This window comes from Pseudomonas sp. HLT2-19-2 (assembly GCF_054898005.1).
On record NZ_CM142712.1, the window covers coordinates 479,496 to 492,489 of the forward strand.

Consider the following 12,994-nt stretch of genomic DNA (forward strand, 5'->3'; position numbering starts at 1 on the left):
GTTCAGCTTTCCCAACCGGCTTGATAGAGCTTGCCGTGGGCTTTATCCAGCGCTGCACGAACGGCCGGCGAATGCTGGTAGATGTCGACGAACTTGATCAGGCGCAGGTCGGTTTTGCTTTTCGGCTGGATCACGAACTGGATCACGTATTCCTTGTGATCGAGGCCGTCGAACAGCAAGGCGGAGCTGGCGTCGAAGGTCTTCGACAAGCGAATGTAGGCTGGGTAGCCCTGGACCAGATCGGCGTCGTCATAGGCGCGTACCAGTTGCACGGCTTCCACTTGAAGGATTTTGATCTTCTTCGGATTGGCGATGATGTCTTCTTCGGTGGCTTTGTAGCCGACACCCGGTTTGAGCGTAATCAGTCCGGCCTTGGCCAACAGTTGCAAGCCACGGCCGCTGTTGATCGGGTCGTTGGCGATCGCCACGCTGGCGCCTTCTGGCAGTTCGTCGAAGCTTTTGTATTTCTTCGAGTAGAGGCCGACGTTGTTGATGATCCCCGGCGCGAAGGGCACCAGGTCGAAACCGGCGGCAGCCTTGGCGTTTTCCAGGAACGGGATGTGCTGGAAGTAATTTACGTCGATGTCACCGGCGGCGAGGCTGACATTGGGCGCGATCCAGTCGCTGAACTCCACCAAGTCGACTTGTAGGCCCTGTTTTTTGGCTTCTTCGACGGCGGCTTCCAGGGGAATGGCGAAGGCGGCGGTAGTTCCGACTTTCAACGCTGCGTCGGCAGCGAAGGTGGCGGAGCTGAAAAGGCCGAGGGCCAGGGCCAGTGCTTTGACTGGGTGGGAGAGGTAGTTTTTGGTCATGATGAGTTTTCCAGTCAGTGCATAGATGTGTGGTGTTTGGTCGCGATGCTTTTAGCGCCGGTAGGCAGCGCCGGTGTGTTGCTCAGGCAGATGCGCCTCGCCGTGAAACAGCTTTTCCCGCAGGCTGCCGGTGTCGTAAGCGGTCTTGTACGACCCTCTGCGCTGCAACTCCGGAATCACCAGTTCAATGAAGTCCACGTAACTTTCCGGCGTGACAATCCGCGTCAGGTTGAAACCATCCAGCCCGGTTTCTGCGATCCACGATTCCAGCTCATCGGCCACTTGCTCAGGCGAACCGACCACGGTGATGTAGCGTCCTCCGAGGGCGTGTTGCTCGAGTAATTTGCGGCGGGTCCAGTCGTTGTTTTGCAGGTTCTTGGTGGCGGACTGGATCGCGTTGCTCTTCACGTACTGGATCGGTTCGTCGATGGCGTATTCGGAGAAATCGATTCCGGTGGACGCCGAGAAATGCGCCACGCCGGCCTCGGCACTGGCGTAGCTCAAGTACTCGGCATGCTTGGCCCAGGCTGCCTCTTCAGTTTCGCCGACAATCACGTTCAGCCCCATGAACGCCTTGATGTCCTCGGGGTTGCGCCCGGCCTCGACGGCACTGGCGCGAACCTTGTCCACTTGGACTTTGGTCGACGGTTTGTTCTGGCCGCTGATGAACACGCACTCGGCATGTCGCCCGGCGAACAGCAACCCGCGATCCGAACTGCCGGCCTGGAACAGCACCGGCGTGCGCTGCGGCGAGGGTTCGCAGAGGTGATAACCCTCGACCTGATAGAACTCGCCCTTGTGCTCGACCTTGTGCACTTTCTCGGGCTGCGCGTAGATTCGCTGCTGCGGATCGTTAAGCACCGCGCCGTTTTCCCAACTGCCTTCCCAGAGTTTGTAGAGCACTTGCAGATATTCATCGGCCTGATCGTAACGACGGTCGTGTTCCACCTGTTCGCTCAAGCCCATGGCCTTGGCGGCGCTATCGAGGTAGCCGGTGACGATGTTCCAGCCGACCCGGCCGCGACTCAGGTGATCGAGCGTGGACATGCGTCGGGCGAACAGATACGGCGGTTCGTAAGTCAGGTTGGCAGTGAGTCCGAAGCCGAGGTTTTTGGTGACGGCAGCCATCGCCGAAACCAGCAGCAGCGGATCATTGACCGGTAATTGAATTGACTCTTTCAGCGGCACATCCACTGAGTTTTGGTAGACGTCGTAAACCCCGACGATGTCGGCGATGAACAGACCATCGAACAGTCCACGCTCCAGCAGTTGCGCCAGTTCGGTCCAGTATTCGATCGTTTTGTACTGAGTGGAGTTGTCCCGTGGATGCGTCCACAGACCATGGTTGATGTGCCCGATGCAGTTCATGTTGAACGCGTTGAGCAAAATCTTTTTTCTCTTTGTTAAAGGCGAGGGCATCAGATCGTCCCCCGCAGTGGCGGGTTTTCATCGTTGAGGTAGTAATTGCCGACCGCGTGATACTTCCAGCGCACCGGGTCGTGCAGCGTGTGCACCCGAGCGTTGCGCCAGTGGCGATCCAGGCCGTGTTCGATCAGGGTTGCCTGGCTGCCGGCCAATTCGAACAGCGTGCTGCCGGCTGCGAGGGAAATCTCGGTGCTGATGGCGCGGGCTTCGGCGACCGCAATTGATGCAGCAGCGACGGTCTCGGCGTTGGTGTCGGCCTGAGCCTTGTCGAGGAATTCGCCGGAGCGTTCCAGCAAGGCTTCGGCGGCGTGCAGACGAATGCTCAAGTGGCCGAAGCTCTTGATGGTCAGCGGGTCCTCGGTGGCGTTGTCGTTGCCGGAATCGATCCACGGCCGAGTCTTGGTGCGCACGAAATGCAGCGCATCTTCATAGGCAGCCCGGGCGATGCCGGTGTCGATGGCGGCGTGAAGAATCTGCGCCAACGGGCCGACGGTGGTCGGGCGCTCGAACGCACTTTGAAACGGGATCACGTCTTCGGCGGCGACGTAGACATCTTCAAACACCACCGAACCGCTGCCGGTGGTGCGCTGGCCGAAGCCGCTCCAGTCGTCGATCACCGTCAAGCCTCTGCTGTTGCGCGGCACGAACGCCAATTGCTGAACGCTGTTTTCATCCACCACCGAGGTCGGGATGCGCTGGGCATAAATCGCCCCGGTGGCGTAGAACTTGCGGCCGTTGATGCGATAGCCGCTGCTGTCACGGGCCAGGCTGGTGACGCGGTCATGGGCGGTTTTAGTGCCCAGTTCCGCGAGGGCATTGCCGAATCGTTGACCGGCCAGGACTTCTGCGTAGAGGCGTTTTTTCTGCTCTTCGCTGCCGTTCACGCGAAGCACTTCGAGCGCATAGAAATGGTTCTGCGGGATTTGTCCGAGTGAACCGTCAGCCTGGGCAATCAACGCGATCACTTTGGCCAGGGTGACGTTGGAAACCCCGGCGCCGCCGTATTCTTTTGGCACGCTGATGCCCCAGAGACCCGAGCGGGAAAACACTTCCAGTTCCGGGTGCGGCAAACGGCGTTCGCGGTCGCGCAGGGCGCTGTCGCGCTTGAAGTCTTCGGCCAGGTCACTGGCGACAATCAGGGCTTGCTCATCGCTGGTTATGACCGCGACGTGGTGAGAAAGAGTCATGTGTTTCTCCAGAGATCTGGTCGTTAAATCCAGGAGTGGCGAGCGGGTAGCGTGCCATTGAGGTGGTAAGTCCCGACCGCGTGATATTTCCAGCGCACCGGGTCGTGCAGCGTGTGCACGCGGGCGTTGCGCCAGTGGCGGTCGAGGTTGAATTCGGCGAGGGTGGCGCGACTGCCGGCCAGTTCGAAAAGCTTTTCGCTGGCCAGCAGCGAGATCTCGGTGGTCAGCACTTTGGCTTCGGCCACGGCAATCGAGGCGCGGGCGGCAGACTCGGCGGTGAGCGGCGCGGCGCTGACCTGATCGAGCACTTGCCCGGCCTTGCGCAGCAGCGCTTCGGCGGCGTGCAATTCGATCTTCAGTTTTCCGATGTCGGCAATCACATAGAGATCGTCGCTGGCCCGTTCGACCTTGGCGTCGATCCACGGCCGTGCACGGGTTTTCACGAATTCGATGGCGTCGTCGATGGCGCCTCGGGCGATGCCGGCGTCAATGGCTGCTTGTATCAACTGCGACACGGCGCCTTGAATGTTCGGGCTGTCATTGATCTTCCAGTTTTCCACCACCAGCTCGGCGTCGACCTGCACGTTATTGAGCAAAATGGTGCCGCTGGCGGTGGTGCGTTGGCCGAAGCCCGACCAGTCATCAACGATGCGCAGACCCGGTGTACCGCGGCGGACGAAGGCCAGCACTTGCTTGCCGTCGTCGTTCAGCGCCTTGACGGCGACCCAGTGGGCGAACAGCGCGCCGGTGGAATAAAACTTCTGCCCGTTGAGAACGAAGCCGTCACCGTCAGCGGTGATTCGTGCCTTGAGCTCAAGGGTGTTTTTGGTGCCGCGCTCAGGTCCTGCGTTACCGATTCGCCAGCCGTCGAGCACGCTTTTGAACAGCTGTTTTTTTTGCGATTCGGTGGCGGTGCCGAGCACCAGATTGAGAATGCCGAACTGGTTCTGCGGGATCTGTCCCAATGCCGGGTCGGCCGCGGAAATGATCGCGAAGACTTCGGCAACCGTGACGAACGAAACCTGCGGGCCACCGTACTCACGCGGGATGGCAATGCTGCCCAGGCCGCTGCGGGTGAACTGTTCGATTTCCGACCACGGTAGCTTGCGCTGCTGGTCGCGTTTGGCTGCTTGCAGACGGGCGACTTGCGCCAGCTCATGGGCAGCCTTGATGGCTTGTGCGTCGTTGCGCAAGACCTGCGCGGGCAACAACAGCGGGGCGATGTCCAGATCACTCTGGACGATTGCATCTGCCAGACTGGACATCAGTGCCGCTCCTTGGCTGCACGCAATGCCCTGGCGATCTGCACTGGGGTGATTGTGTTCCGGACCATACCTACCTCACATCTCATGGAAACGCCGCGAGGGTTGCGACGAACGAAAACAAGAATGTCCGGTGGTCCGGTGTATATACCCTAAGCGCGTATAAATAATAAATAAACTAACTTTTAGGAATATGCATAGAAGACGCCTCACGTACCCTTTGTAGCAGGGCCCTTAGCGTTCGCGGGGTTCGGCAGCCATTAACATTTCCTTCGGCCGAGCCTTCAAGTAGGGATTCGCACAACCAATCTTCAGCCTGCGCGGTGGTGCCCAGCGCGAGTTGTTACCCACCCGGTCGAGAATGCAGTAAGTCACTTCCAGCCGCAGGTCTTCGCCGGCTTCGAGAATGATCGCCGCAGGCACCCAGACCTGGATCGGCTGGCCGACATCGCAGGCCTTGAGTCGTGGCAGATCCATACGTACATCGCCCCAGCGCAGGGTGATTTCGTCGTCGGCGGCCATGTTCAGGTAAGGCTCGATGGTCAACGGAACCCCGCGCTTGATCTGGTTCGGATTGACCCCCTGACGGCGAATGGTCTCGGGAATGTTTACGGGCTCCAGACCCTGGTTTTCATCGCCGCACAGCGCAGACGGTTGGCCACCAGGGCAGTCGAGTTTGATCAGGACCCGGCTGGCGGGCGACAGGGTTGGCCCTTGCCCGATCTGCATGATCCGGTAGTGAACACGCGAGGTGCCATTGGCGATGAAGCTCTCGGGCACACGCAGTTGGACCGGTTGGGCGACATCGTTGGCCGTAAGCACTCTGGAGGCCACGTAGCAGTTATCCCAGAACAGTTCGATCAGGTCGCCTTCGTCCATGCCGGGGTAGGGCGCCACATCGATCAGCAGGTGAGCCGCCGAGATGATGTTGATGCAGGTCTTGTGAGATTGCGCCAGAGTCGGGGCCGCAAGTTCGGGTTTGTTCGAAGTACTTGTCATGGGTTTCTCCTTGAAGCCTGCAGCGAAAGTCCGTTTCTGAAAGTTCGAAAGGCGTGAATTGCCGGGCAACAAACTGTTCACTATTTTTGAATGAAATAATGAATGAGTGCGATATCGACGCCTGTTGAAGACTAGATAAGAGTGCGCTTGAGTAGGTGTCAATAGAGCTGGCTAGTTAAGTTTGCAATCTGTAATTATTCAGAAAAATCCTACGCATTGAAGTTAGTAAGCTGCACCGTTCTGTCGAACTTACCGCAATTTATGGGCTTTTGAGTGCGTTGTGGACGGCGAGATCAGTTCTGTGAGAAGGCTGGTTTTGGCGAATTTTAGGCGAGGTTAATCTGTTGCAGTACATATATATGTACCGCACTCAGCGTTGAATGAATATCTATTGTTCGGAAGGGTTGAGAGATTTTATTGACGGGATAGTTATCACTTCCATCCATGGAAGTTAATAAGTGGTGAGACGGTGTTTCAGTGATGAGCGTTATTCAAGAACTTGCTGAGGAACTGTTTGGTCCGCTCTTCTTTCGGATTGGCGAACAGCGCCTTGGCTTCGCCTTGCTCGACGATCACACCTTTATCAAAAAACACCACACGGTTCGCCACGTCCCGGGCAAAGCCCATTTCGTGGGTGACGATGACCATGGTGCGTTTCTCCTCGGCCAGGCTGCGAATAGTCGCCAGCACTTCACCCACCAGTTCCGGGTCAAGTGCCGAGGTCGGTTCGTCGAACAGAATCACTTCCGGTTCCATCGCCAGTGCACGGGCAATCGCCACACGCTGTTGCTGACCACCGGAAAGGCGTCGCGGGTAAGCGTCTTCCTTGCCCGCCAGGCCAACCCTGGCCAAGAGCTTTTTACCCAAGGCAACGGCTTCGGCATGTGGGATTTTTTTCACCACGATCGGGCCTTCGATGACGTTTTCCAGGGCGGTGCGATGGGGGAACAGGTTGAAGCTCTGGAACACGAAACCTACGTGCTGGCGTAACCGTCGCACCAGACCTTGCTGCTGGTTCAGTGGACGACTGCCATCGATCTCGATGTCACCGACCTTGATCCGGCCGCTGGTGGGTTCCTCCAGAAAATTCAGGCAACGCAGGAATGTGGTCTTGCCCGAGCCACTAGGCCCGATGATCGCAACCACCTCGCCTTCCTTCACTTCCAAATCGATGCCGTTGAGCACCACTTGACCCTTGAACTGCTTTGTCAGTTTTTCCACGACAATCATTGGGTCAGGACTCCAGATCGTGCCGATTGACCCGTGCTTCCAACTGGTTCTGCAGGTGCGAAAGCACCGTGGCCAGAATCCAGTAGATCAGCGCGGCGGCAAGGTACATGGTGAAAATTTCAAAGGTACGGGCGGTGATCAGCTGCGCCTGACGGAACAGCTCCGGCACCTGAATGGTGGCTGCCAGCGCGGTGTCCTTGACCAGCGAAATGAAGCTGTTGCCCAGCGGCGGCAGAGCCGTGCGCATCGCTTGCGGCAGGATGGCCCGGCGCAGGGTCTGCGCGCGGGTCATGCCGATACTCGCGGCGGCTTCCCACTGGCCGCGCTCGATGGAGCTGATCGCGGCACGCAGGATTTCGCAGGCATAGGCAGCCATGTTCAGCGAGAAGCCGATCAGGGCTGCCGGCAGCGGATCAAGTTCGATGCCCAATTGCGGCAAGCCGTAATAGATCACGAACAATTGCACCAGCAACGGCGTGCCGCGAAAGAACGACACGTAGATGCGGGCAAGCCAGCTCACCAGTTTGAAGCGCGACAGGCGCATCAACGCCAGGCCGAAGCCCATCACCAGGCCGAAGAACATCCCGCCCAGGCTCAAGATCACCGTGTAATACGCGCCCTTCAGCAGGAAGGGCGTGGAGTCCAGCGCAAGTTGGAAAGCTTCTTCCATTATTTAGTGACGTCAGCGTTGAAGTATTTTTCCGAGAGCTTGGCCAGGGTGCCATCGGCGCGCAGTTTATTGATCGCCTTGTTCACTGCTGCCAGCAACTCAGGCTCGCCTTTGCGCAGGGCAATACCGGCCTCCTGACGGGAGAACGCTTCGCCGGCGGCGGTAGTGTCCTTGGCCTTCTTGGCGTATTCCAGCGCGGCGAGGCGGTCGATCAGAATGGCGTCAATGCGGCCGACGCGCAGGTCCTGGAACTTGGTCGGGTCATCTTCGTAGGTGCGGATGTCAGCGCCCGGCACATTGGCTTTCACCCACTGCTCGTAGTTGGTGCCCAGGCCCACACCGACTTTCTTGCCGGCCAGGTCATTGGCGGTCTTGATGGTGTCTTTGTTCTTGGTCAGAACCAGCGCCTGAATCCCGGAAACGGTATACGGCTCGGAGAAGTCATACTTCTTCTTGCGCTCGTCCGAGATGGTCACCTGATTGATCACGGCGTCCAGACGCTTGGATTCCAGCGCTGCGAGGATGCCGTCCCATTTGGTCGGTTGCAGTTTGACCTTCACGCCCAGCTCTTTGGCCAGGGCTTCGGAGAACTCGACTTCGAAGCCAGCCAGCTTGCCGTCGGCGTCGACGAAACTGAACGGTGGGTAAGTGCCTTCCAGGCCGATGTTGATAACGCCAGCGTCTTTGATTTTTTGCAGCTGCTCACCGGCAACTGCTTGACCCAACAGACCGGCGCTCAGCGCCAGGCCCAGCGTACCAACCAGCAGATTTCGACGTAGTGCGGAGAAATTCATGACAAGCCCCTGTGTTTCTTATGGAAGACGCTTAAGGAAAGTTGGCAAATTCGGGATTTGAACGACTGCGATATCCTGCCCTAAAGCAGCGTATGCGTCTCGCTGCAAATTCGCCTGCGGCGCGACTATATGACGAGGCTTTTAGATTGGAAAATAATAAATATAATGTTTGTTATTCTTTTTAGGAATAAGTGTGATTCCACACTCCCGCGTGGAACCATCGGTCAAAGAAAGTCTTTGTAGGCAAACAACGCCGGTGCCCCACCGGTGTGCAGGAAAATGATTGGACCTTCATCGAACCGCTGACGACCGATTCCGTCGAGCAACCCGGCCATGGCCTTGCCGGTATAGACCGGATCGAGCAACAGCCCTTCCTGGCTCGCCACCAGCTTCACCGCCGACAGTGTCCCGGCATTCGGCTCGCCATAGCGCGGGCCGAAATACTCGTCCCACAACTTGACCTTGAAACTGTCTGGCAGGCTCATACCCAACAGCTCGGCAGTACGTTCGGCGAGGTCTTGGACTTTCGGGCGCTGATCTTCATCGCTGCGGGATACCGTGACACCAATCACTGGCAAATCCGGCAGTACTTCACTCAATGCCAGCGCCAGACCGCTGTGGGTTCCGGCGCTACCCGAGGCCAGGACCACGGCGGCGAATGTCAGTCCGGTGTCCTTGATCTGCTCGGCCAACTCCAGCCCAGCGCGCACATAACCTAAAGCGCCCAATGCATTCGATCCACCAATCGGCACCCGATACGGCTTCTTGCCGTTGTTACGTAGACGGTCGGCCAAGGCTTGCAGTTGGTCGTCAGCGTGGTCGAGGTTCTCCACCAACTCGACCTTGGCATCGAACAGGTCCAGCAACAGTCGGTTGCCGTTACCGACGTAGTTAGCGTCGTCGGTACCCAAGGGATTTTCCAGCAGCGCTATGCAGCCCAGGCCAAGCTTGGCCGCAATGGCGGCGGTCTGGCGCACGTGGTTGGACTGAAGCGCGCCCGCGGTGATCAAGGTGTCGGCACCTTGTGCCAGCGCATCGGCCGCCAGGTATTCGAGTTTGCGCAGCTTGTTGCCGCCCATGGCCAGCGGCGTCAGGTCATCACGCTTGACGTACACATCGCGGCCCAGCCAGGCCGACAGACGTTCGAGTTTTTCGAGGGGGGTGGGATGACCGAGCAGGTCGAGACGGTTAAAGCGGGCAAGCTGTTGTTTGATCATGGGGTCCGTACTGGCGGTGGGAGATGACAGGACTATAGGCACGCCTATTTAACGGGGCAACCGGCAATCGACTTATACCCAAAAGTGTTGAGCACAGCACAATCGGTTCTTAATTCGCCTTCCCGGCCATGCCGTAGAGTAATTGCCAATAACGCGGCCAGGCAGTCCGGCCGCCCGTGAGGAGTTTTTACCGTGAGCGAGCGTTCCAGTCATTGGCAACTGCAGACCATCGTCAGCCAACTGCGCACGGCGCGTGACCAGTGGCGCTTACAAAACGGCCGCGCCAGCACCGAACAGGGCGGTCGCGAGTTGCCTTCCCGAGCGGCCATGGCAGAGATTCTCGAAGCCCTCTGTGGCGCGTTGTTCCCGATGCGCCTCGGCCCGGTGGATCTACGCGAGGAGAGTGAAGACTTCTACGTCGGCCACACGCTGGACGTTGCGTTGAACGCGTTGCTGGCTCAGGCGCGACTCGAACTGCGCTACGCCGCTCGCCACAGTGACCAGGCCGATACTGAGGTCGAGGCCAAAACGATTCAGATCATTCAGGACTTCGCCCTCGCATTGCCGGGGCTGCGCAGTCTGCTCGACACCGACGTGCTGGCGGCCTATCACGGCGATCCGGCGGCTCGCAGCGTCGACGAAGTGTTGCTGTGCTATCCGGGGATTCTGGCGGTGATTCATCATCGTCTGGCCCACCATTTGTACCGCGCCGGATTGCCGTTGCTGGCACGGATCAGCGCGGAAATCGCCCACTCGGCCACCGGCATCGACATTCACCCTGGCGCGCAGATTGGTCGCAGCTTCTTCATCGATCACGGGACGGGCGTGGTGATCGGCGAGACGGCAATTATTGGTGAGCGCGTGCGGATTTATCAGGCCGTGACGTTGGGCGCCAAACGCTTCCCGGCGGATGAGGACGGCCAGTTGCAGAAGGGCCATCCACGGCATCCGATTGTTGAGGATGATGTGGTGATCTATGCCGGGGCGACGATTTTGGGGCGGATCACTATCGGCAAGGGTTCGACTATTGGCGGCAATGTCTGGCTGACCCGCAGCGTACCGGCCGGTTGCAACCTGACTCAGGCGAATCTGCAGCATGATGATGGGACGCAGAAGTAGGTCCCCCCACCTGATCGTTCCCACGCAGAGTGGTGGGAACGATCTTTCGTCACTGAACGAATGCGTTCTCCGCAGCGTCATACCCTTCCTTGAGCTAGCGTACAAAACACACCGCCGAGCCTTGCGATTAGTCCTTAGCGCCCTATCCATGTTTAACTTGAACGCTCATTCAAGTTAAACCGCCGGTTCGCTGCCCGCTCACAACAGGAGGCTTGCCTTTGCCGAGTCCGTTAATGATTGCCCTGTTCCACCCCTTTGAGGTGCGCCTTTCATGAGTGCACCTTCCACCCCTCCAAGCGGCCAGGTCCGCATGAATCCGCCGGTGTTCTACTTTGCCGCGGGTTTCATTCTGTTGTTCGGCATTGTGGTTATTGCCTTGCCTGAACAGGCCGGTGCCTGGCTGCTGGAAGCGCAAAACTGGGCGGCCAACACGGTCGGCTGGTATTACATGCTCGCGATGACCCTGTATCTGGTCTTCGTGGTGGTCACCGCCTTGTCTGGCTACGGCAAAATCAAGCTCGGTGCCGACCACGACGAACCCGAATTCAGTTACCTGTCCTGGGCCGGCATGCTATTCGCCGCCGGGATCAGCATCACGCTGTTTTTCTTTTGCGTGTCCGAACCGCTGACCCATTTGTCGCAACCACCGCAAGGCGAGGCAGGCACGGCGGATGCGGCGCGTCAGGCGATGCAGATTCTGTTTCTGCACTGGGGCCTGCACGGCTGGGGTGTGTTCGCCTTCGTCGGCATGGCGCTGGCCTACTTCGCTTATCGACATAACCTGCCACTGGCCCTGCGTTCGGCGCTCTATCCGCTGATTGGCAAGCGCATCAATGGCCCGATCGGCTACGCAGTGGACGGCTTCGGCATCATCGCCACGGTGTTCGGCCTCGGTGCCGACATGGGTTTTGGCGTGTTGCACCTCAACTCGGGTCTGGACTACCTGTTCGGCATCGCTCACACGCAGTGGATTCAGGTCGGCCTGATCACGCTGATGATGGGTGCGGCGATCATCGTTGCAGTGTCGGGCGTCGACAAGGGCGTGCGGGTGATGTCGGACATCAATATGCTGCTGGCCTGCGCGCTACTGCTGTTCGTGCTGTTCGCCGGCCCCACTCAGCACCTGCTCAACACGCTGATCCAGAACATCGGCGACTACCTCGGCGCGTTGCCGATGAAGAGTTTCGACCTGTACGCCTACGATAAACCCAGCGACTGGCTGGGCGGTTGGACGGTGTTCTACTGGGCCTGGTGGATTGCATGGTCGCCGTTCGTGGGCCTGTTCATCGCACGGATTTCCCGTGGCCGAACCATTCGCGAATTCGTCTTCGGCGTGCTGTTGATTCCGCTCGGTTTCACCCTGGCGTGGATGTCGATCTTCGGTAATAGCGCCATCGATCAAGTCCTCAACCACGGCATGAGCGCCCTCGGCATGTCGGCCATCGACAACCCGTCGATGACCCTCTACCTGCTGCTGGAAACCTATCCGTGGAGCAAAACGGTCATCGCGGTGACGGTGTTCATCAGTTTCGTGTTCTTCGTCACCTCGGCCGACTCCGGCACGGTGGTGTTGTCGACGCTGTCCGCCAAGGGCGGCAACCCGGATGAAGACGGGCCGAAATGGCTGCGAGTGTTCTGGGGCGCGATGACGGCGCTGGTGACCAGTGCGTTGCTGTTCTCCGGCAGCATCGATGCGCTGAAGTCAGCTGTGGTGCTGACTTCGTTGCCGTTCTCCATGATTTTGCTGCTGATGATGTGGGGGCTGCACAAAGCGTTCTATCTGGAGTCGCAGAAGCAGATCGCGCAGATGCATTCCCTGGCACCAGTATCCGGATCGAGACGTGGCGGCTGGCGTCAACGCTTGACTCAGGCCGTGCATTTCCCATCTCGCGATGAGGTTTACCGCTTCCTCGATACGACGGTGCGCCCGGCGATTGAAGACGTCTCGGCGGTGTTCGTCGAGAAGGGTTTGAACGTGGTCACTCAGCCGGACCCGGCCAACGACAACGTCAGCCTGGAAATCGGTCACGGCGAGGAGCATCCGTTTATCTATCAGGCGCAGATGCGTGGCTACTTCACGCCGTCCTTTGCCCGTGGCGGCATGGGTTCCAAGGAACTCAACAACCGTCGTTACTACCGCGCCGAAGTGCATTTGAGCGAGGGCAGTCAGGACTACGATCTGGTGGGCTACACCAAGGAGCAGATCATCAACGACATCCTCGATCAGTACGAACGGCACATGCAGTTTTTGCATTTGGTGCGTTGATCGAGAACCGGTG

General features: G+C 58.7%; 11 protein-coding genes. 2 read left to right on the forward strand and 9 right to left on the reverse strand.

The window, feature by feature from the left end; translation table 11 throughout:
* Positions 1-2: 2 nt before the first annotated feature.
* The 9 genes from ACYZTU_RS02245 to ACYZTU_RS02285 form a co-directional block, all read right to left on the reverse strand.
* Positions 3-812: a MetQ/NlpA family ABC transporter substrate-binding protein gene (locus ACYZTU_RS02245; RefSeq protein WP_461967722.1), complete on the reverse strand. Its 810-nt coding sequence runs from the start codon at positions 810-812 to the stop codon at positions 3-5.
* A 51-nt stretch (positions 813-863) separates the two neighbouring features.
* Positions 864-2,231 (reverse strand): LLM class flavin-dependent oxidoreductase, encoded by a 1,368-nt coding sequence (locus ACYZTU_RS02250; protein ID WP_461967724.1) that lies wholly within the window; start codon positions 2,229-2,231, stop codon positions 864-866.
* Positions 2,231-3,424: an SfnB family sulfur acquisition oxidoreductase gene (locus ACYZTU_RS02255; protein ID WP_461967726.1), complete on the reverse strand. Its 1,194-nt coding sequence runs from the start codon at positions 3,422-3,424 to the stop codon at positions 2,231-2,233. The genes ACYZTU_RS02250 and ACYZTU_RS02255 overlap by 1 nt, the downstream gene beginning before the upstream one ends.
* 23 nt (positions 3,425-3,447) lie before the next feature.
* Positions 3,448-4,689 (reverse strand): SfnB family sulfur acquisition oxidoreductase, encoded by a 1,242-nt coding sequence (locus tag ACYZTU_RS02260; RefSeq protein WP_461967728.1) that lies wholly within the window; start codon positions 4,687-4,689, stop codon positions 3,448-3,450.
* 231 nt (positions 4,690-4,920) lie between these two features.
* The gene (locus ACYZTU_RS02265; protein WP_461967730.1) at positions 4,921-5,685 is read right to left on the reverse strand and encodes a hypothetical protein; all 765 of its coding nucleotides are present in this window, start codon (positions 5,683-5,685) and stop codon (positions 4,921-4,923) included.
* A gap of 474 nt (positions 5,686-6,159) precedes the next feature.
* On the reverse strand, positions 6,160-6,915 hold the full coding sequence (gene tcyN, locus ACYZTU_RS02270) for an L-cystine ABC transporter ATP-binding protein TcyN (protein WP_461967731.1): 756 nt from the start codon (positions 6,913-6,915) through the stop codon (positions 6,160-6,162).
* A 4-nt stretch (positions 6,916-6,919) separates the two neighbouring features.
* On the reverse strand, positions 6,920-7,585 hold the full coding sequence (gene tcyL, locus ACYZTU_RS02275; RefSeq protein WP_461967732.1) for a cystine ABC transporter permease: 666 nt from the start codon (positions 7,583-7,585) through the stop codon (positions 6,920-6,922).
* A complete protein-coding gene (tcyJ, locus tag ACYZTU_RS02280) occupies positions 7,585-8,379 on the reverse strand; it encodes a cystine ABC transporter substrate-binding protein (RefSeq protein ID WP_461967734.1) in 795 nt (264 codons plus the stop codon). Before tcyJ ends, tcyL begins: the two co-directional genes overlap by 1 nt.
* A 224-nt stretch (positions 8,380-8,603) precedes the next feature.
* Positions 8,604-9,596, reverse strand: coding sequence for a D-cysteine desulfhydrase (locus tag ACYZTU_RS02285; RefSeq protein WP_461967736.1), 993 nt, complete (start codon positions 9,594-9,596; stop codon positions 8,604-8,606).
* A gap of 192 nt (positions 9,597-9,788) precedes the next feature.
* Between ACYZTU_RS02285 and epsC the strand changes: the two genes are divergently transcribed.
* Positions 9,789-10,715: a serine O-acetyltransferase EpsC gene (epsC, locus tag ACYZTU_RS02290; RefSeq protein WP_461967738.1), complete on the forward strand. Its 927-nt coding sequence runs from the start codon at positions 9,789-9,791 to the stop codon at positions 10,713-10,715.
* A 310-nt stretch (positions 10,716-11,025) separates the two neighbouring features.
* Positions 11,026-12,981, forward strand: a complete 1,956-nt coding sequence (gene betT / locus ACYZTU_RS02295) for a choline transporter BetT (protein WP_461970935.1) — start codon at positions 11,026-11,028, stop codon at positions 12,979-12,981.
* Positions 12,982-12,994: the final 13 nt, after the last annotated feature.

Excerpts from the sequence above, each read along its gene's own strand:
- ACYZTU_RS02245 (WP_461967722.1), bottom strand. The coding sequence starts at position 812 with ATGACCAAAAACTACCTCTCCCACCCAGTCAAAGCACTGGCCCTGGCC.
- ACYZTU_RS02250 (WP_461967724.1), bottom strand. The coding sequence starts at position 2,231 with ATGCCCTCGCCTTTAACAAAGAGAAAAAAGATTTTGCTCAACGCGTTC.
- ACYZTU_RS02255 (WP_461967726.1), bottom strand. The coding sequence starts at position 3,424 with ATGACTCTTTCTCACCACGTCGCGGTCATAACCAGCGATGAGCAAGCC.
- ACYZTU_RS02260 (WP_461967728.1), bottom strand. The coding sequence starts at position 4,689 with ATGTCCAGTCTGGCAGATGCAATCGTCCAGAGTGATCTGGACATCGCC.
- ACYZTU_RS02265 (WP_461967730.1), bottom strand. The coding sequence starts at position 5,685 with ATGACAAGTACTTCGAACAAACCCGAACTTGCGGCCCCGACTCTGGCG.
- tcyN (WP_461967731.1), bottom strand. The coding sequence starts at position 6,915 with ATGATTGTCGTGGAAAAACTGACAAAGCAGTTCAAGGGTCAAGTGGTG.
- tcyL (WP_461967732.1), bottom strand. The coding sequence starts at position 7,585 with ATGGAAGAAGCTTTCCAACTTGCGCTGGACTCCACGCCCTTCCTGCTG.
- tcyJ (WP_461967734.1), bottom strand. The coding sequence starts at position 8,379 with ATGAATTTCTCCGCACTACGTCGAAATCTGCTGGTTGGTACGCTGGGC.
- ACYZTU_RS02285 (WP_461967736.1), bottom strand. The coding sequence starts at position 9,596 with ATGATCAAACAACAGCTTGCCCGCTTTAACCGTCTCGACCTGCTCGGT.
- betT (WP_461970935.1), top strand. The coding sequence starts at position 11,026 with ATGAATCCGCCGGTGTTCTACTTTGCCGCGGGTTTCATTCTGTTGTTC.